General features: G+C 36.3%; 15 protein-coding genes. 10 read left to right on the forward strand and 5 right to left on the reverse strand.

Annotated elements, in window-relative coordinates; genetic code table 11:
• The first annotated feature begins 126 nt into the window (after positions 1–126).
• From CRG87_RS01155 to CRG87_RS01175, 5 genes are all read left to right on the forward strand, one after another.
• Complete coding sequence (locus tag CRG87_RS01155) at positions 127–1,656, forward strand: glycosyltransferase (RefSeq protein ID WP_083213189.1); 1,530 nt, start codon at positions 127–129, stop codon at positions 1,654–1,656.
• A gap of 173 nt (positions 1,657–1,829) precedes the next feature.
• Positions 1,830–3,347: an accessory Sec system glycosyltransferase Asp1 gene (asp1, locus tag CRG87_RS01160; protein WP_074425533.1), complete on the forward strand. Its 1,518-nt coding sequence runs from the start codon at positions 1,830–1,832 to the stop codon at positions 3,345–3,347.
• A 73-nt stretch (positions 3,348–3,420) separates the two neighbouring features.
• Positions 3,421–4,938, forward strand: a complete 1,518-nt coding sequence (locus CRG87_RS01165) for a glycosyltransferase (RefSeq protein WP_074425532.1) — start codon at positions 3,421–3,423, stop codon at positions 4,936–4,938.
• 148 nt (positions 4,939–5,086) lie between these two features.
• Complete coding sequence (locus CRG87_RS01170) at positions 5,087–6,484, forward strand: DHA2 family efflux MFS transporter permease subunit (RefSeq protein WP_074425531.1); 1,398 nt, start codon at positions 5,087–5,089, stop codon at positions 6,482–6,484.
• A 3-nt stretch (positions 6,485–6,487) separates the two neighbouring features.
• On the forward strand, positions 6,488–6,913 hold the full coding sequence (locus CRG87_RS01175; RefSeq protein ID WP_046306563.1) for a MarR family winged helix-turn-helix transcriptional regulator: 426 nt from the start codon (positions 6,488–6,490) through the stop codon (positions 6,911–6,913).
• Positions 6,914–6,966: 53 nt separating this feature from the next.
• On the opposite strand, the gene guaB is transcribed toward CRG87_RS01175, so the two are convergent.
• Entirely contained in the window at positions 6,967–8,112 is a 1,146-nt protein-coding gene (gene guaB / locus CRG87_RS01180) for an IMP dehydrogenase (protein ID WP_074425530.1), read from the reverse strand.
• Between the two features lie 678 nt (positions 8,113–8,790).
• Between guaB and CRG87_RS01185 the strand changes: the two genes are divergently transcribed.
• Complete coding sequence (locus CRG87_RS01185; RefSeq protein ID WP_074425529.1) at positions 8,791–9,159, forward strand: cupredoxin domain-containing protein; 369 nt, start codon at positions 8,791–8,793, stop codon at positions 9,157–9,159.
• Positions 9,160–9,179: 20 nt separating this feature from the next.
• Positions 9,180–11,084 carry a copper-translocating P-type ATPase gene (locus tag CRG87_RS01190; RefSeq protein ID WP_074425528.1) on the forward strand — a complete coding sequence of 635 codons (1,905 nt, stop codon included), beginning with the start codon at positions 9,180–9,182 and terminating at the stop codon, positions 11,082–11,084.
• 168 nt (positions 11,085–11,252) lie between these two features.
• On the opposite strand, the gene CRG87_RS01195 is transcribed toward CRG87_RS01190, so the two are convergent.
• From CRG87_RS01195 to CRG87_RS01210, 4 genes are all read right to left on the reverse strand, one after another.
• Positions 11,253–14,027 carry an FtsX-like permease family protein gene (locus CRG87_RS01195; RefSeq protein WP_083213188.1) on the reverse strand — a complete coding sequence of 925 codons (2,775 nt, stop codon included), beginning with the start codon at positions 14,025–14,027 and terminating at the stop codon, positions 11,253–11,255.
• 12 nt (positions 14,028–14,039) lie between these two features.
• Positions 14,040–14,741 carry an ABC transporter ATP-binding protein gene (locus tag CRG87_RS01200; protein ID WP_046306572.1) on the reverse strand — a complete coding sequence of 234 codons (702 nt, stop codon included), beginning with the start codon at positions 14,739–14,741 and terminating at the stop codon, positions 14,040–14,042.
• 44 nt (positions 14,742–14,785) lie between these two features.
• Positions 14,786–15,598, reverse strand: a complete 813-nt coding sequence (locus CRG87_RS01205; RefSeq protein WP_074425526.1) for a Cof-type HAD-IIB family hydrolase — start codon at positions 15,596–15,598, stop codon at positions 14,786–14,788.
• 119 nt (positions 15,599–15,717) lie between these two features.
• Positions 15,718–17,325: an APC family permease gene (locus CRG87_RS01210; RefSeq protein ID WP_232352304.1), complete on the reverse strand. Its 1,608-nt coding sequence runs from the start codon at positions 17,323–17,325 to the stop codon at positions 15,718–15,720.
• 270 nt (positions 17,326–17,595) lie between these two features.
• On the opposite strand from CRG87_RS01210, the gene CRG87_RS01215 reads away from it, so the two are divergent.
• The 3 genes from CRG87_RS01215 to dcuC all read left to right on the forward strand — a co-directional run bounded on the left by CRG87_RS01215 (position 17,596) and on the right by dcuC (position 21,010).
• Positions 17,596–18,321, forward strand: coding sequence for a YebC/PmpR family DNA-binding transcriptional regulator (locus CRG87_RS01215; protein ID WP_046306578.1), 726 nt, complete (start codon positions 17,596–17,598; stop codon positions 18,319–18,321).
• 343 nt (positions 18,322–18,664) lie between these two features.
• The gene (locus CRG87_RS01220; protein WP_083213187.1) at positions 18,665–19,585 is read left to right on the forward strand and encodes a nucleoside hydrolase; all 921 of its coding nucleotides are present in this window, start codon (positions 18,665–18,667) and stop codon (positions 19,583–19,585) included.
• A gap of 18 nt (positions 19,586–19,603) precedes the next feature.
• Complete coding sequence (gene dcuC / locus CRG87_RS01225) at positions 19,604–21,010, forward strand: C4-dicarboxylate transporter DcuC (protein WP_074425524.1); 1,407 nt, start codon at positions 19,604–19,606, stop codon at positions 21,008–21,010.
• The last annotated feature ends 60 nt before the right edge of the window (positions 21,011–21,070 follow it).

Raw genomic sequence — 21,070 nt, forward strand, 5'->3', positions numbered from 1 at the left:
ATTACAGTATTATTCGCAATTAGTGTGTATGATATTATTAGTCTTTTTATGAAAATAAGCAATATTATGATATTGGTATGATAGAATTAAAAGTGCGAATTACAATATAACAAGGTAAGGGAGTAAATGATGTATTATTTTCTAAATAACAGATTAGATGCTAATAGCTCTGGTATTGAGCATGCAGAAGTTAAACGACTAAAATTATTTAAGCAAAAGGGTGTACCTGCTAAGATAGTCATGTGTGAATATAATCGTCTTGCTCACCGAAATTTACCATTGTATGAAATGACTGATGATGATTATGTTAACATGTTTGACTTTTTTGCTGGCACAGTAACTTTTCCGGCGAAAGTGGCAACTATTTCTGATTTATCAATTCCAAATGAGTATCAAATAAAAGAAGTAGATAACGGTTATGAAGTTTATAATGGCAATCGTAAAACTATGCTAATTACTGTTTTTCCTAATGGCAGTGTTGATACGATTGATTACTTTAATGGCGATGGCAATCATACAAAACAAGAATTTTATGATACTCGCGGTTTCAAGAGTATGACTCAAATTTATGATACGGCAGATGGTCACCTTATTTATGAGCAGTTTTATCGTCCTGATAATACCATTTATTACGAGACTTCTTATGAAAAAAGACCCAATTCCTATCCGGCAACAAATATTCAATTGACTGATACGCACGGTATGGTGCACTCACTGATGAACAGTGGACAGGCGTTCACAATTATGTTGGATGAATTAAATGAGCAAGATGGTGACGAGATTTCGACCTTTATTTCTGACAGAAGTGATTGTTCGAATGTTCCGATGATTAACATGAAAACTCCAGCTCGGAAAATTGAACATTTTCATAATATTCATTTCAGAGATTTTTGGGATTCAAGTTCTCCTATAACATATCCATCAATTTCTAATAATGAGTTATTAAGCAAGACTGACTTGGTTATAACACCATCTCAACGTCAAGCTGATGATATGAAGAAACGTTTACGTACGCAAGTACCAATTGTGTCAATTCCAGTTGGAATCGTTCCTGATAAGCAGTTGAATACCAGACATATTCCAATGAGCGAACGTACGCCAGGCAAAATTGTAGCAGTGGCACGCCTATTCTATGAGAAGCGTCTAGATGATGCGATTAATGCATTTGCTAAAGCATATAGAGAAAACCCGACTCTAAGCTTTGATATCTATGGTTATGGTAACGGACGCGATGGTCTTAAGGAAGAAAAAATGCTAAGGCAGCTTGTTAAAAATCTTGATTTAGAAAATGTGGTTCAGTTTAAGGGCTACACCCAAGATATGGAAACTGTTTACAATACGGCAGAGCTTTTAGTCTTATCGTCACGTTATGAAGGAGCGCCTCTTGCAATTGTTGAGGCACAATCGCATGGCGTACCAGTTATTGCTTATGACATTAACTATGGTCCGGCAGATTTGATTCAAGATGGTCAGGGTGGCTTTATTGTTCCTAGCGGACATGTTGATGACTTGGCTGCCAAAATTGAACAGTACTTTGCTAATCCAAAGTTGATGAATCAGTTAAATGAAGGTGCATACCAAAATGCACAACGCTTCTCTGGTGATAGCATTTGGAAAGACTGGGAAAAGTATGTAATCAATGCTGATTTTTCTTAATTAGTTATGAAATGAAGCGGCAAAACGTATCTTACACGAAATAAGCTCCGAAGTTAGCAGACTTTCGGGGCTTATTTCATTATTAATGTTTTGTTGGAAACAGACAGTATCGTAAAGTAAGTGTGATAGATTTAAAGTACACATTATAATATAGCAAGGTAAGGTATTAAGAGATGTATTATTTTTTAAATGGTGGATTAAGTGTTAGTAACTCTGGCATTGAGCATGCACAAGTTAAGCGATTAAAGTTATTCAAGCAAAAAGGGGTACCTGCTAAAATTGTCATGTGTGAATACAATCGCTTCGCGCATAGGAACTTACCATTATACGAGTTAACTGATGATGATTATGTTAATATGTTTGACTTTTTTGCTGGCACAGTGACGTTTCCAGAAAGAGTAATAAGTATTTCTGACTTACCGATTCCAGTCGGTTATCAAGTAAAAGATATAGATATCGGTTATGAAGTTTATGATGGTAATCGTAAAACCATGCGAATTAGTTTGTTTCCTAATGGTAGTGTTGATACGGTTGATTACTTTAATGGTGACGTTAATCTTACTAAGCAAGATTTTTATGATACGCGTGGCTTTAAGAGCTCAACCAAAACTTATGATACAGCTGACGGGCATCTTGTGTATGAACAATTCTATCGCCCAAATAATACAGTCTATTTTGAAATTTCTTATGAAAAGCGACCAAATTATTATCCCGCAACAAATATTCAGTTAATTGACACGCAAGGTAGGGTACACTCACTAATGAATACGGGTCTAGCATTCACAATTATGCTTGACGAATTAAATGAGCAGGACGGTGACGAAATATCGACCTTTATTTCTGATCGGAGTAATTTGGTAAATGTTCCAATGATTAACATGAAAACTCCAGCTCGAAAAATTGAACATTTTCATAGCATTCACTTTCGAGACTACTGGGATCCTAGTTCGTCTTTGACCTATCCATCTATTTCTAGTCCCGAGTTATTGAACAAGACTGATTTAATTATTACGCCATCGCAGCATCAAGCTGATGATATGAAGAAACGGCTGCGGTCTCGAGTACCAATTGTTGCAATTCCAGTGGGAGTTGTTCCTGATGAACAGCTGAATGCTCGACATATTCCAATAAGTGAACGTGTACCTGGCAAAATAATAGCAATAGCTCGACTTTTCCCTGAAAAACGTTTAGATGATGCGATTAATGCTTTCGCAAAAGCATATCAAGAAAATTCGACACTAAGCTTTGACATTTATGGTTATGGAAATGGTGCTGATGGCTTCAAGGAAGAAAATATGCTAAAGCAGCTTGTTAAAAATCTTAATTTGGAAAATGTAGTTAAATTTAAAGGCTATATACAGGATATGGATAGTGTATACAATACAGCAGAGCTTTTGATATTGTCATCACGTTATGAAGGAGCTCCTCTTGCAATTGTTGAAGCACAGTCGCACGGAGTTCCGGTCATTTCATATGATATTAACTATGGTCCTTCAGATTTAATTCAGGATGGTAAGAGCGGCATTATTGTTCCAAGTGGTCATGTTGACGATATGGCTACAAAAATTGAGAAGTACTTTGCCAATCCAAAACTAATGGAGCAATTAAATGATGGTGCATATGAAAATGCTCAACGCTTTTCCGGTGATAATGTTTGGAAATATTGGGAAAAGTATGTTATTAATGCTTAGGTCAATCATGGTGATTAAATTATAAAAATAGAAAAGTGTTAATTGTAATTTAACAAAGTAAGAGGTTAAACTTATGTATTATTTTTTAAGTGGTAAATTGGCTGCTAATAGTTCTGGCATTGAACATGCACAAATTAAGAGATTAAAATTATTCAAGCAAAAAGGTGTGCCTGCTAAATTAGCAATGCGTGAGTACAATCGTTTTGCACACAGAAATTTGCCGTTATATGGATTAGATGATGACGATTACGTTAATCCATTTGACTTTTTTGCAGGTACAGTATCGTTTCCTGCAAAAGTGGCAACTGTTTCTGATCTGCCGATTCCAGATGACTATCAAATAAAAGAAATAAACAATGGTTATGAAGTTTATGATGGTAATCGTAAAACTATGCGAATTAGTTTATTTTCTAATGGCAGTATTGATACGATTGACTACTTTAATGCTGACGGTAGCCACACAAAACAAGACTTTTATGATACACGTGGCTTCAAGAGCATGGCTCAAATCTATGACACTGCTGATGGACACCTTATCTATGAACAGCTTTTTCGTCCCAATAACACAATTTTTTGTGAAATTTCATATGAGAGAAAACCCAAAGTATATCCTGCGACGAATATTCAACTAACCGATACGCATGGTAAGGTGCATTCATTGATGAATAGTGGGCAGGCATTTACAATTATGCTTGACGAGTTAAATAAACAAGACGGAGAAGAAATGTCGACCTTTATTTCTGACCGAAGCAATCGTACAAATGTTCCAATGATTAATATGAAAACTCCAGCTCGAAAAATTGAACATTTTCACAGTATTCATTATCGAAATTACTGGGATCCAAGTTCCCCATTATCTTATTCGTCTATTTCCAACAACGATTTGTTAAGCAAAACTGACATAGTTATCACTCCGTCTCAACGTCAAGCTGATGATATGAAGAAACGATTACGGACTCAAGTACCAGTTGTGGCAATCCCAGTTGGAATCGTTCCTGATGAACAGTTGAATGCTCGACATATTCCAATAAGTGAACGTATTCCAGGTAAAATTGTAGCAATAGCACGACTTTTTCCCGAAAAGCGTTTAGCTGATGCAATCAACGCGTTTGCCAAAGCATATAAGAAAAATTCGACATTAAGCTTTGACATCTATGGCTACGGTAATGGAGGGGATGGCTATAAAGAAGAAAAAATGCTAAAACAGCTTGTTAAAGATCTCGATTTAGAAAATGTAGTTGAGTTCAAGGGGTATACACAGGATACAGATAGTGTTTACAACAGTGCGGAACTCTTATTGTTAACTTCAACATTTGAGGGATTTTCGTTAGCAATTTTAGAAGCGCAATCGCATGGAGTTCCAGCTATTTCTTATAACATTAACTATGGCCCTTCTGATTTAGTTCAAAATGGTAAAAATGGTTTTCTTGTCCCCAATGGCAATGTTAACGATTTGGCTGTTAAAATTGAAGATTACTTTGCTAATCCTGAACTAATGAAGCAGTTAAATGAAGGTGCATACGAAAGTGCAAAGCGCTTCTCCAGTGACAACGTATGGAAGTACTGGGAAAAGTACGTTATTAATGCTTAATTTTGCTATTAAGTTAAAAAATGATTAAATAAAACCCATCTTTTTAGATGGGTTTTTGTTTTGAAAACGTTATTAATTGCTTTTTAAATTTTTTTAGGTTACGATAGTAAATCGTTAGCTTGCTAACTAAAATTGAAGGAGGAATTTTATGCAAAGGAAATTAGATGCGAGATTGATTTGTTCAATCTTTGCAGCAGGATTGATGTCATTTTCGGGGGTTTTGATTGAAACGGCAGGAAATGTTACCTTTCCAGTCCTAATGAGCGAATTTAACGTTAATATGTCGATGGTTCAATGGATGACAACTGGTTACTTATTGGTTGCATCAATTGTTATGCCACTTTCAGCATATTTAAAACGTAATTTTAGTTCACGTGCACTGTTTATTACAGCTTCAGTTTTGTTTATTGTTGGTCTTTTAATTGATGTAGTTGCTAAGAATTTTATGTTCTTAGTAATAGGAAGAATTGTTCAGGGAGCAGCAGCTGGAATTGCAATTCCACTGATGTTTAACATTATTTTAGAAAAATCCCCATTAGACAAAATTGGTTTATTAATGGGAATTGGAACAATGATTACTGCAGTTGCCCCAGCACTTGGACCAACTTTTGGTGGTTTAGTTGTGAATACGATGGGGTGGCGCTACATCTTCATCTTCATGCTTCCAGTAATGATTATTTCATTAGTTATGGGTCTTTGCTCAATTACTAAAGACTCAGAAAAGATTGAGCACACTAAATTAGATTTTGTTGGCTTTTTAAGTATTGCAGTAACTTTTATTGCTTTGATTTTTGCTTTTAGTAATTTAGCAACGGTTATGCAAAAGCCTCTTACGTTTATTATTCCATTAGTAATCGGAATTATCGGATTGATCATTTTTATTAAGCACTCTTTAAAAGTGGAAAATCCATTGATCGATATTCGAGTATTTAAGAAAAACAAGTTTACTCAAGGCTTGAGTGCATACTTTGTATTTCAAATTAACACGTTAGGTTTATCATTTATTCTGCCAAACTATGTTCAAATTGCTAACAAGCAAACAGCTATGACAGCTGGTCTTTTACTTTTGACTGGTGGAATTGTAGGTGCGATTGCATCTCCTGTTGGTGGACGTTTGCTTGATAACTACGGTGCCAGAAAACCAGTAATGACTGGTGCGATTCTAGAGTTTATTGGCGGTGCATTATTCTGTGCTTTTGCTTCTAACTTTAGCTCACTTGAAATTATCCTGTTTTACACAGTGACAATGCTTGGAACTGGTTTAATCATGGGCAATATCATGACAGCTTCTCTAAATGTTTTAACTGAAAAAGAACATACTGATGGTAATGGATTATTCAATATGGCGCAGCAATTTGCTGGTGCAGTAGGTACTTCAATTGTTTCAGCAATTATGCAATTTGTTCAACAAATGAGTACTAGAACAACTGCAGCTGGACGACTGGTTGATGCTGCTCAAATTGGCTTAATCTTTTTGCTGATTTTAGTTGCTATTGGTGTATACTTGCTTTATAAAGCTACAAAGGCTGTTAAAGCAGGAGAATAATTAATGGAAAGACTGGGTTTGACTCTACAACGCGCCCAAAACACTTTTAACCGTAATGTAGATCATTTTGCTAGACAATTAGGTCTGACAGGAATGCAAATGCTAATTATTGAATATTTAGCATCCTTTTCTGGAGAACACTATATTTATCAAAAGGATATTGAGCATGAGTTCAATATCAGAAAGTCGACTGCAACTAATATTTTGCATTTGATGGAGCAAAAAGATTTGATTACAAAGGAAGTTAATCATAAGGATACGCGTTTAAAGGTAATCCAGTTGACAGATAAGGCTCGAAAAATGGAACCTGAAATAACCTCATATTTTGTTTCTTCTGAGAAAGAAACTGAGAAAATTTTGGGTTCTGAAGTAAAAAAAGAGCTGATACAAAATCTGCTTAAATTAAATCAAATATTATCTGAGAAATAAAAAGGCTAGTTACGTTTATGTAACTAGCCTTTTTTGAACTTGATATTTAAAATTTATCTTTCGTAATTAGGTGCTTTTTTAGTGATCTGAACATCATGTGGATGTGATTCTCTCAAACCAGCATTAGTAATTTTTACAAATTGAGCATTTTCAATTAATTCAGAAATAGTTGATGCGCCAACGTATCCCATTCCGGAACGTAAACCACCAATAATTTGGAAAATGATATCCGAAACATCACCTTTATATTCAACGCGTGCTTCTACACCTTCTGGAACAAGTTTATTAGCTTCATTTACGCCACCTTGGAAGTAACGGTCAGATGAGCCATGTGCTTGTGCCATTGCTCCTACAGAACCCATTCCACGGTAGGTCTTGTATTTTTCGCCATCACTTTCAAAAATTTCTCCAGGAGCTTCAGTTGTACCAGAAAGCATGCTTCCTAGCATTACAGCATTACCACCAGCAGCGAGGGCTTTTACAATATCACCGGAGTATTTCATTCCACCATCGGCAATAATTGGCTTGTGATATTCACGAGCGGCTGTTGCGGCATCGTAAATTGCAGTTATTTGGGGAACTCCAACTCCAGCGACAACTCTCGTTGTACAAATTGATCCAGGTCCAATACCAACTTTTACGACATCGACGCCAGCATCAAAAAGTGCTCTTGCCGCATCACCAGTGGCAATATTACCTGCAATTAAAGTAACATTTGGGAAATGATCACGAATTTCTTTAATTTTACGTAATACACCTGCGGAATGTCCATGTGCAGTATCAATAACGATTGCATCAGCGCCGTTTTCGAGTAGTGCTTCAGCACGTTCAAACGTATCACTAGTTACGCCAATTGCAGCTGCAACCAATAAACGATTGTTCTCGTCAACGGCTGCTTTAGAAACGTCACTTGGTACAATAACATTTTTTACGTTTGCGACTTCGCCAGCTTGTGCGTTGATTGACATGTTCTTATGAATAACACCTAATCCACCTTGAAGTGCCATTGCAATTGCCATTGCACCCTCAGTAACTGTATCCATACCAGCACTAATTAGTGGAATTTTAAGTTTAAGATTTGGTGCTAATTCTGTATGTAAATTAACTTCATTGGGTAATACATGACTTTCAGCCGGAATTAATAAGACGTCATCAAAAGTTAATCCTTCTTTTACAAATTTTGTTGACCAATTTGACATTTACTGCACGCTCCTTGTTTAACTATAGATAAATTATAAATTGATTTTACTTTACTAGTGATTGGAGAGCTGGTCAAGGTAGAATTAATGCATTTCTTTAAAAAATATACTAAGTGTTATTAGCTTTTATTATGATTAAGCAGCAAATATAAAATATACAAGCAATAGCGAAGGTAAGGATAACGCATGTTTTCTAAAAAGATTTTCTAAAGAACCACTGAAGTAAGCAGGTATTTCTTGAAAGATATTACAGATCCTCATAGACTGATGATCTGCGGTTTTTTGACCAAGTCTAAAAGATGGGATAGAAAATGAAATGAAAGACAAAAGTTTTATTTAAACAAGTTGATCACTGAATAGTTGAGTAGCTTCACGCTAGAAAGCAATGGAGTAAAAAAAGCGTATCAAATGCTAATAATGCTTAACCTGCTACTTATGCGCAATTTGATAGTCCGTATGCGACATAATTTTTACGCACGAGTCGATTTTATCGATTTTGGAGGATCGATAAGTCAGATAGACAAAGTAAAAATCGCAAACAGCCATTAACGAGAGTTAGTGGTTTTTTTAATTCGTTTATGTTTACAAACGTAAATCTAAGTGGTAAATTAATTATAATTTACAAATGTAGACGTTAAAAAGAATAAAACAAAAAAATAAGTTGAAGGGGAGTTAATTATGAAAGTTATTACATTAATTGTAGGAATTATTGCTATTGCTTTTATTGCTTGGTGGTTCTTAGGTAAACATGATGCAAGTGTTGAGCAAGCAAAAGTGAATTCTACTAATCAAACGGTTAACATTCAAGTAAAGGGTGGCTATTCACCTGAAAAAGTTGTCCTAAAAAAGGGCGTTCCTGCAACTTTGAATTTTAAGCGATTAGATTCTTCAAGCTGCTTAGATCATGTCATTTTCTCTGACTTGGGAATTAATCAGGAATTGCCAAAAGGTCAAGTCGAGCAAGTCAAGATTGACACATCTAAAGCAGGTGAATATGACTGGGAATGCAGTATGAATATGTTTCATGGCAAGGTAATCGTTAAGTAAGTAGGAAAAGGAATCAGTATATGAAGATAACGACACGTTTTTGGATCTCATTAGTACTCTCCTTGCCAATGCTTGTTGAGATGATAATCCATCCGTTTACAGGCTGGATGTTACCAGGTGGTAATTGGACAATGCTGGCGTTTACGACAGTTATTATGTTGATTTCTGCGGGTCCATTCGTTTCTAGCGCCTGGTCAGCATTCTTAAAGCACCATTCCAACATGGATACCCTTGTTGCACTGGGAACAATGATCACTTACCTTTACAGCATTTATGCCATGTTCACGGGAAGGCCAGTCTTTTTTGAGACAGCAGCGTTTGTAATTACGTTTGTTCTTTTAGGGCAAGTCCTGGAAGCAAAAATGCGTAGTAATGCCTCGAGTGCAATTAGTAAACTGGTTAACCTAGGGGCAAAAGAGGCCTTGGTAAAACGCGGAACTGAGTTTGTGAAGGTTCCGATAAGTCAGGTTGTAAAAGGTGATTTAATACAAGTTTTACCGGGACAAAAAGTACCTGTCGATGGAAGAATAGTTTCTGGAACTTCAAATATTGATGAATCAATGGTTACTGGAGAAAGCATGCCTGTTGCCAAAAAAGCTGGAGATCAAGTAATTGGTTCAACAATTAATCAAAATGGATCTTTTGTCATTGAAGCCGAAAAAGTTGGCAATGACACAATGCTTGCCCAAATTATTGAAATTGTAAAGAAAGCACAGAATAGCCATGCACCGATTCAAAAACTAACCGATAAAGTTGCTAACGTTTTTGTTCCAACTGTTTTAATTATTGCTATTATCACATTTCTAGTTTGGTTTGTCTTTTTAAATAAGAGCGTACCAACAGCTCTTAACTACGCAGTTTCCGTAATGGTAATTGCTTGTCCCTGTGCTTTAGGATTAGCAACGCCAACCGCTTTAATGGTCGGAACAGGTTTGGGCGCTAAAAAAGGAATCTTGATTAAAAATGGTGAAATTCTTGAAGCTGCTAATAATTTAACTGCAATAGTTTTTGATAAAACTGGCACAATTACTAAAGGAAAACCGCAAGTAACAGACGTCATTGGGAATAAATTAGTAGTATTACAAGTAGCTGCAAGCCTAGAAAAATTATCAGAGCATCCACTTGCACCAGCAATTCTAACTGCTGCTCAAACTGAAAATGTTGAGATGAAAGATGTAACTGATTTCAAGGCGATTGAAGGACACGGAATTAAGGGGATAATCGATGGGAAAACTGTTTTTGTCGGTAAACCCGAAATTGACCAATATACTGTTGAAACCAAAATGTCTGATGCGATAACTAAGTTGCAAAAAGAAGCAAAGACCGTTGTTATTGTTGCTATGGATGATAAGGTTATCGGTTTGATTGCAATTCAAGATGCTCCAAAGGAAACAGCTGCTAAGGCGATTTCCGACTTAAAAGCGGAAGGCTTAAAAACAGTTATGCTTACCGGTGATAATAGGCAAGTTGCAGATTCAGTTGCTAAACAAGTAGGAATAGATCAAGTAATTGCAGAAGTTTTACCGATAGATAAAGCTGACGAAATTAAAAAGTTGCAACATAACTACAAGGTTGCATTTGTTGGCGATGGTATTAATGATGCTCCAGCATTAACACAAGCAGATGTTGGGATAGCAATGGGTTCTGGAACTGATGTTGCGATTGATGCAGGCGGAATTGTTCTAATCAAAAATGACTTAGAAGATGTTGTTCGTGCACTTAAATTGAGTAAAAAAACTTTTAAACGAATTAAGTTGAATCTGTTTTGGGCATTTATTTACAACATTTTAGGAATTCCAATTGCTACGGGGTTATTTGCAGGAATTGGTTTTACTCTTAGCCCTGAAATAGCTGGTCTTGCAATGGCCTTTAGCTCATTATCAGTTGTAATAAGTTCTGTTTTACTAGGAAAAGCTAAAATTTAACGCAAAAAGGATAGTCGAAATTCAGTCGACTATCCTTTTTTATTCTGTATGAGCATTAGTTATTTGTAACGATGTTTTCACCTAAATAAAGTGGTTTTAATTTGACTACAAAAAACTATTGAAAAAAGCCGAGCATAATAGCTCGACTTTTTTACTATTCAAAGGATATTAATCAACGGATTTCAATGCTTCTAGCATATCTAAATCTCTTAACTTTTTGTTGACGATAAATCCTAAAATAATTGTAATTAATCCAATTACACCTAATGGCCACAAGAAGCTTGAGGCAGAAAGAGCTGGATTGAACATGACATTATCAGGTGGAACAACATACAGGATGTAGCGATAAAGCAAATCACCGGTCAAATATCCTACTAGAATGCCAATACCCGTTAACAAAATTGTTTCGCGGTAGATGTACATTGTGACCTCATTGTTGTAAAAGCCTAATACCTTGATGGTAGATAGTTCGCGAATTCGTTCTGCGATGTTGATATTAGTCAAATTGTACAAAATAACAATTGCCAGCAAACCAGCAACAATGATTAAAACAACCATTATCATGTTAAGGGATTGCACAACGACGTCTAGTTCTTGACTAATTGCTGTGTTTTGAACGACACCAGCGACACCGTTAAGCTTCATAAACTCTGCAGCTACTTTTTTGGTGTTCTTATTAGAACTGTTCTTTAAGTTAACCAGATGAGCGTTAGTAGAATACTTTTTAGCAAAAATCTTTTCATACTGGTTTGAGTTCATTAGAACAAAGTGGCCCATATACATTTCAGTAATATTAGCAATCTTCATTCTTCGACGATGATTGTCTTTATCAGTCAAAGTCATATAGTCACCTTTATTAACGTTTAGGAGACTGGCTAGGCGTTCGGAAATGACAACACCATCATTGGTTAATGTAATCTTCTTTTTACTGCGACGATCGTTTAAATAAAGATATTGATCAAGTTTGTGGTCTGATTTTGGCGCAATTAAAGTAATGTCTTGCGTGTCACCAGATTTACCAGCAGTTTTTGACATCGACTCATAATAGATAGGTAGTTCGGATTTAATGTTACTTTCTTCTAGTTTATCATCGAGTGTAGCTTGGTCATTAGCTGAAATTGGGGATTTTTGAGCCACTATCAGGTTGTAATGAATTAATCCTGAAAACTGACGATTGTTCATATTACTGATAGAGTTCTTTACTGCAAAACCTGTAAAAAGAAGAGTAGCTGCACCACAAACACCAAAGATTGTCATTAACATTCGTTTTTTATAACGGAAGATGTTACGGGCAGTTACCTTGTGGGTGAAGCTAAGATGGTTCCAAATAAACGGAATTCTTTCAAGAAGTATTTTTGAACCAGCTGCAGGTGGCTTAGGTAGAAGTAATGCAGCTGGTTTTTCACGGAATTCAGCTTTTGCAGTTAAATAAGCGGGTAGAACGGAACTGATCCAAGATAAAACAAGAGCAATTAAACTAATCTGCCAGTAAAAGTGTTCTTCAATTGGTGGAATCGTCAGAGACTTATAGTAAGCATGGTAAACAATCTGTGGCATTAAAGTATGGCCAAGATAAACACCAATAATTGTTCCGATGGTTCCTGAAAGAAAACCGTAAAAGACAAACTTGCTGATAACAACATTGTCGCTATAACCCAATGCTTTCAGTGTTCCAGAATTGATTCTTTCCTCATCGATAAAACGATTCATAGTGGTAAATGTGACTAAAGCAGCTACAAAGTACAAAAAGATAGGAAAGACTTTCGCTAAGTCTTCGACAACTCTTGCGACCGTAGTATAGACAAGATTTCCTTCACCACCAGGCACTTCTCGACGATTGTAAACACTATAACTTGGTGCTGATAACTTTTTGGCCTGCTTTTTTGCCTTAGCTAATTTAAGCTCATTCTTTGCAATTGTTTTTTCAGCACTTGCTGAAGCAGTCAATGCTTTTTGTTTTTTTGCTTGTAAAACTTTTGCCTTGGCAGATAATTCTGCTTGAGCCTGTTGAAGCTGCATTTTTGCTTCCGGTGTAGTAGCACTCGAAGTTTGAGCAGCTAAGGCATTTTTCTGCTCATCTAATTCTTGCTCGGCAAGTAACAGTTGCTTTTTAGTATCGGCTATTTTATTTTTGGCGTTAGTAAGTTGCTGTTCCTTTGGCTTTATTACTTGATTAAAGCTAGCATAAATTCGTTTTTGGCGTTGCTCGGTATCTTTCTTGAGCGTTTTTTGCAGTGCCTTTTTGTGATCACTAACTCGGGCAGTATAAACTTTGCCATATGAATCAAGGTTACGTAAATTGTGATATCTAAGGTTGGCAACAGTGTAAACTTGATGGTTAAAAGCACTTGGCAAAACAACAGCATATCCTTTAAGTTCGCCAGTACCACTATTACTTTGACCTAAGTTAACATTAGATAGAATTTGACTTGAGCGGACAAATCCAACAACTTTAAATGTCTTTCTTTTTAGAAGGGTACTACCAAGCAGATTCTTCTTTTCGGTAAAACTGGCTTCTTGACCAATCTTGTAGCGATTATGATAGTGCTCAGCAAGTGCAACTTCGTTTTTACTTTTAGGTAAGCGACCTTGGCGCACTTCGTACTTGCCGACAGATTTAGGCTTTGAAAAAACGCGAAAACTTTCATCGGTATTTTTTAAAACGGTGTCAGTCATATAGCCGAATTCAACTTCTTCAAGACCCTTTGTTTGCTTGATTTTTTCGGTATCTTTTTTGTCAAAACCATAATTACACATTACAGATAAATCAGCAGTGTTAAGCTCTTGCGCATAGTGATTACCAGTATCACGCATATCAGGCCCAGTAACAAAAAGCCCGACCAGCGCGAATGCTCCGATCATCATTAAGCCCATAATTGACAAGAATTGTCCTTTGGTGTGCTTAATTGACTGCCAAAAATCTTTCCAAATTATTTTTTTCATGATCTGCCTTTTCTACCACTTAATATTTGTAATATCTTCTGGTTGAGCGTTTTGCTCAATTTTGGTTACTTGGCCGTCATGAAAATGAATCACGCGATCTGCAATGGGTGCCAGTGCGCTATTGTGCGTAACAATAACTACTGTTGCGCCATTTTCGCGACTCATTTTGGCAATGGTCTGTAAGACGCTTTTTCCTGTTTGGTAATCAAGTGCTCCAGTTGGCTCATCACACAAGAGTATTTTGGGATTTTTAGCAATAGCACGTGCAATAGCAACTCTTTGCTGCTCACCACCTGATAGTTCAGCAGGGAAGTTGTTAATTCGATTTTTCAAGCCAACGTCAATTAAGGTTTGAACTGGATCAAGTGAATCGGCAACAATTTCTGATGCTAGTTCGACATTTTCTTTTGCAGTTAAGTTTTGAATTAAGTTGTAGAATTGAAAAACAAAACCAATGTCATTACGCCGGTACGTAGTCAATTGGCGTTTATTATAATTTGCAATATTTTTGCCATCGATAATGATGTCACCAGAGGTGTTGGTGTCCATTCCGCCTAAGATATTGAGGATAGTTGACTTACCAGCACCGGAAGCTCCTAAAATAATTGCCAATTCGCCTTTTTCAATGGAAAAATTGACGTCGTTATTAGCTAAAATTTCCGTGTCACCGGTTTGGTAACGTTTAAAATTGTGTTTGACTTCAATATAACTCATAAATAATTTTTCCTTATTAAATCTGTTTTTTGTTTAACTTGATTTTAGTCTAAATATTCTTCTAACACTTGCAAAACGCCCATTTCATTGTTGCTAGGGGCTTCATACTTGGCAATTTTCTTTAAGCGTTCATCAGCATTTTCCATTGCATAGCTATAACCAGCAAGTTCGATCATTTCTTTATCATTCATTCCATCGCCAAAAGCAATCAGTTCTTCAGGCTCAACTCCAAAGTAGCGTAAAAAGAATTTGATTCCCTGCCCCTTGTTAACGTTGACTGGCATGATGTCGATATTATCAAAACCGCTAGTTGTGCAGTGAATTCGCTCAGTATTATCTGCGTTGAATTTCTTTTCAATTTCACTAGCTAGTTCAGAAGAGCAGCTTAGTGTCAGCTTGGTTAAGCTGTCGCTGGTTGGAAGGTCAAGTAAGTTTGCGATTTCATCAATGTTGGGATAGAAAAAGTGCATTAATTTTTTAAAATTGGTGGATGCACGTTTATTTAAGTAGGCACTATCCAAACCACTCGCAACAATTTCTATTTGGGGGTAATTAGTCTGAATGAAATTAATTAGCTTAATACCAGTTTTATAAGTAAAAACATGTCTAGCGATGACCTGATTATCCTTGGTAAGAATTGAACCATTATCAGCTATAATGTCGATTCGATCCAGAAACTCAAAAAAATCTTGTCGCAAACGCGAAAGAGGGCGCCCACTAGAGACAATGAAATGAACTTTTTGCTCACGTAATTTGGTTAAAACTTGTTCAAACCGGTAATGATCAAACTGCTTATTATCATCTTCAAAAGTGCCGTCCATATCTACGGCAACTGCTTTAAATGGAATTGGTGTCATCGGTGTTCTCCTTCGTCTAAAATCCTCTATATTATTATATATTAGATAGATTGGTTTTTTCTTTATTTAACAAAAAAACAGATTCATTTAACGATGAACCTGTTTTAAAATTTTGATAACTATTTTTTAGCTGAAGTAGGCTTTTTTCTGCCAACTAGCCAGCAAATCAGAATTGCAAACACTGTTTCAATCAGAATTAATACAATGTTCATGCCCAGTTTAGCCTGTCCAAGACTAAGTGTAGCGCCATTAAACAAGTGATTTCTTTCTCCTAAGTATAAATCAAAAATAATTGAACCAATTACTAGAACACCCATAGTTGTCCATTGACCACGATTGAAAGCAATTCCGTATTCTTCTTCACGTTTCCTGATACTTGGTAGAATCGCACCCAAACCAATCAATACTACAATTGCGACAATGTTAATAATTAGTTCATACCACCAATAGCCACTGAATTGCTTAATGTCTTGTGGCGCAATGCCGAGTACTGTTGCCACTGCAGTGACAATCAATAAAAACAGTCCAGCCAGATAGCCAAGCTTGTCGTTTTTAATAAAGACATAATCTGACTTGAATTTCTGTGAATTCTTCCTGATTTGCATGAATGAGAAGAAAATCCAGCAGGTAACACCTGGTGAAATAATACCGTTAAGGTTTAAGAGCCAGTTGAAAATATCATTCATATCAGGTAGAAAAATTCCTAAAAGCATGATGAAAGCTGAAAGACCGACAGTTAGAACGTAACCATTAATTGGTAATCCATTTTTATCTTTTTTCTGCAAAAAGTGTGGCATGTATTTGTCACCAGTATCGGAAATTAGCATTCTCGTCATTGCATCGAGTAAAACGGCCAGAAGGGCTGCATTGTAAAAGACTGATGTCCAAGCCCAAATGTAAAGTAATGTTTTACCCATACCATATTGGTGACCGACCATATCAAATGCGTAGTAGGCACCGTTCATCTTTAAATCTTTTGGAATATGGTAACCGTCAAAGTAAATACCAAGTGCGAATGAGCCAAAGACAGTTAAGAAAATGGTCATAATTGCTAAAGCAACCATTGCTTTAGGAAAATCAGCTTTTGGTTTCTTCATTTTGGTAACGTAAGGCGCTACTAGCTCACAGCCATTTAAAGCGTAAATTAACATGGCAATAGTGGTCCAATAATGCATGTCAAACTTAGGAATTAATGTTTTCCAAGTAAAGGGATGGGTTGCCATATGGCCACCTGATTTAGCTAAACCTAAGAAAGCTAAGAAAACAAACATTAGTGTCATGATTAACATCAAGCCACCACCAATAGTTGACAAAATTTCCATTGAACGAGAGAAATAGTGTTCAATGATGATGAAGATAATAAACATGGCAAAAGTCATGAGAGCAAATTTGGTGTTAGATATTTGACTCTGAAACTTTTCTGAACCAGTTAATGCCCAACCAATATCGACAATAATCTCGTTAGCTGAATCGACGGCATAAGGGATAGATGCAGCCCAATATGTCCATGCAGTAAAGTAACCAAGGAATTCCCCATTGGTTCCACGTACCCACGAGGAAAGCCCACCGCCTTCCTGATTAAAGACTGAGCCTAATTGTCCAACCATTAATGAATATGGAATAACATAAAAAAGACACATTATGATCCATGAGGTGACAACTGGCATTCCCTGATTTTGGAAATTGTACATGATATCATCGAGGCCAATAACCGTACAGAAAGCCATTAGGGTTAAAACAGGCCACGAGATATATTTCTTATTAGAATCTAGTTCCTCCACAAAAGTTCTCTCCTTTTTTAAACAATTATTTACATTTTACGCATTAAAAATGAAAAAGACTAGGGAATAATTAATAAATTCGTCTGCATTATTATGGTAAGTAATTATATTAGACTGGAAGAAAATTACTTGGCTTAACTTGATAGTATTGAATTTTCTTAAACCGTGCGTTAAGATTATATCGTTAATATTTTAAGCAGAGAAAGAAGGATTCTTATGTCAGGACATTCAAAATGGCACAATATTCAAGGCCGCAAGAATGCGCAAGACGCAAAGAGAGGTAAAATTTTCCAAAAGTTATCTCGTGAAATATATATGGCTGCAAAGACTGGTGGTCCTGATCCCTCTGGGAATCCTAACCTACGTATGGTGATGGATAAGGCACGTGCCAATAATATGCCTAAAACCAACATTGATCGTGCGCTTAAGAAGGCTGAAGGTAATTCAGATGAGCACTATGATGAAATTACATATGAAGGTTATGCTCCAGGTGGTGTAGCAATATTTGTTGAAGCTTTGACTGATAACAAAAATCGGACAGCTTCTGCAGTTCGTGTTGCATTCACTCGTAATGGTGGTTCTCTTGGTGCTAGTGGCTCAGTTGCTTACATGTTTAATCGCAAAGGTTACATTGTAATTGATCGTACTACTACTGACGCAGATGAGGATCAGATGCTTCTTGACGTAATGGATGCTGGTGGTGACGATTTACAAACTAGTGACGATGCGTTCGAAATCTACACTGATCCAAAACAATTTGCTCAAGTTCGTGACGCTTTAGAAAAAGCAGGTTACAAATTGGCAAATGCGGAATTGACAATGATTCCAGAAAATACAACACCTGTTCCTGAAGATAAGAAGGAACAATTTGATAACTTAGTTGATGCACTTGAAGACGATGATGATGTTCAAAACGTTTATACTGCAGCTGAGGAAGACTAATTAATAGAAGATAAAACCTTCCAGATTTATTCTGGAAGGTTTTTTATTTGCCATAATTAGTTGTTTCTTAACCAATGTAATAACTGTTCGTGCAAAGGCTAAACTAAAAGCATCAGATTTGCTTTAAATAAAGTTGACTGCTTCACAAAAAAATAAATAGCGTCTTATCATAATGGTACTAGTAAACATGGCATTATTTAACAAAGTTAGTAAAAGATATTTATAAATTTGAGTAATAAATCACAAATTTATTGGGAATATTAGGTATACAAGTAGTATACTGTTTTACTGGAATTAATTAGATTCTTTATTACAAGACATTTTAATGAGTAGGAGAGTTAAGATGACAAAACCCGTTATTTTAAGTACGGATCCTGGAATTGATGATGCAGTTGCAATCTCAATTCTATTATTTGATCCGCAAGTAGATGTGAAGCTAATTGCGGCAGCTGCTGGTAATGTGGGAATTGAACAGACACTAAACAATGTGTTAAAGCTTGAAAAGTTTTTAGGCAAAAAAGTTCCTGTTGTAGAGGGCTGTAAACGCGCTTTAATTAAGGCACCAGTAGATGCGGCTAGCGTTCATGGTAAAAGTGGCATGGATGGTTATGACTTTCCAGAGCCTGATTTAGATTTACTATTAAAAGATACAACAGCACCCGAAGCTATTCACAAGGTAGTGGCTAATTCAAGTGAAAAAGTTACTTTGGTGGGGATTGCACCATTAACAGATTTTGCACTCTACATTCGGCTATATCCTGAAGATTTAGCTAATATTAAAGAATTAGTATTGATGGGTGGCTGCATTGGTCGCGGAAATTACGGCATTTATTCCGAATTTAATATTGCCGGCGATCCTGAAGCAGCAAAAATTGTTTTTGAAAGTGGACTCAAGATTCGCGTTGCACCGTTAGAGCTTGGCTTCCAAGCACTTGTTAAGCCTGAAATAAGTGAGCAAATCAAGTCGCTTGGCAGTGTTGGTGATATGTTCTATAGCCTATTTAAACGCTACCGTGGCGGTAGTTTCAATACTGGATTAAAAATTTACGATGCACTTGCAGCGGGAATTTTACTAAATCCAACTATGTTTGATTTTGAAGAGGCGTACGTCGATATCATAGCCGATCAGGGCCCTACAAACGGTGCTTCTTTAATGGACTTCAATAATAAATTGAATAAACCAGTAAATGCCTTAATTGGTAAGTCGGTTAATGTTGATGAATTTATTGCTTGGTTCATCGAAGCAATCAAAAAAACTTGTTAGATTAGAAGGGAATTTTTAATGAATCAGTTAATCGCAATCGTATTAACTTTGTTGTCAGTAATCATCTTGGTTTACATGTTATCCAAGAAAATGGATATTAAAATTGTGCTATTTGCTTTAGGACTTGTACTTTTGTATTGTGCAGTTCTAATGGGCAATAAGATAACCGTTTTAGCACCAGTGTCGAACCAATTTTTAAAACCTATACAGGTTATAATAGATCAATTTACTTCGACGCTGTCACAAGCAGGATTTGTAATTCTACTTTTAGCTGGGTATAGTGCCTACATGAGTCACATTGGCGCAAACGATGTGACAGTGAGTGCTTTGACTTCTTCAATGAAGGGAATTAAATCTGTTTACTTATTAGTTCCGATTGTTTTCTTAATGTCAAACATCCTTTCTCTTGTAGTTCCAAGTGCTTCAAATTTAGCAATTATTTTATTGGCAACATTGTATCCTGTTTTAAGAGCAACAGGAATGAGTAGATTAACTTCTGCTGCTTTGATTGCTACTTCAGCTACAATCATTCCAACACCATTAGGTTCAGATAATGTAGCATTGGCTTCAGCACTACATTTGTCAACTACACAATATGTTTTTGGCTACCACGCTTTAATTTCAATTCCGACCTTACTTTTAATTGCTGTAATTCAATATTTCTGGCAAAAACATGAAGATAAGAAAGATGGACAGGAAATTAGCTATGAAGAAGAATTAAAGAAATATGGGTTAAAAGAAGAGAGTACCCAGAAACTTAAGGTTAAAGGTGGAAAATTCGTACGCTTTGTATACGGCCTATTGCCTTTAGCACCAATTATCATCTTGATAGTTGACTTCATCTATAATCTTGTTAGAGGCGTAACTACAACCATGAGTGTGCAGGAAGTGACGCTTATCAGTTGGATTATTGCCATTATCGTTGAACTAATTAATACCAAAGATGCTAAACAAGTTTTGCAAGACAGCAATGTGTTCATTAAAGGGATGGGCAATGCAATGAGTATTGTCGTACTTTTAGTTGCTGCTCAAACTTATGTCCAAGGATTAAATGCTGTTGGCATCATGACAATGCTACAAAATTCAATGACAGATATTAAAAGTGCCGGAATCCTCTTGCCAATAATTATGGTAATCTTTACTGCTATAATTGTTATCTTGAGTGGTAGTGGTATTGCATTGATTTTTGCATTAATTCCATTGATTGTACCGTTAGCAAAATCTGCCGGAATTGCCCCACAGCAACTTTCTGTTCCAATTCAATTAGCAGCTAATTTGTTAAGAGCAGTTTCGCCTGTTGCGGCAGTCGTCCTAATCGTTTCCGAGGCAACTCACTTGGATACAGCTCAAATTATCAAGCGGACTTCTGTACCAATGCTTGGTGGTGTAGTCATTATGCTAATCCTGTCATTCTGTCTACTATAAAAACTGAATAGAAGAATAAAGAAGCAGTACTTAAAGTGCTGCTTTTTTGTTTATTCAAAA

Origin of the sequence: Lactobacillus apis, from assembly GCF_002837055.1 — a bacterium.
GTDB lineage: Bacteria > Bacillota > Bacilli > Lactobacillales > Lactobacillaceae > Lactobacillus > Lactobacillus apis.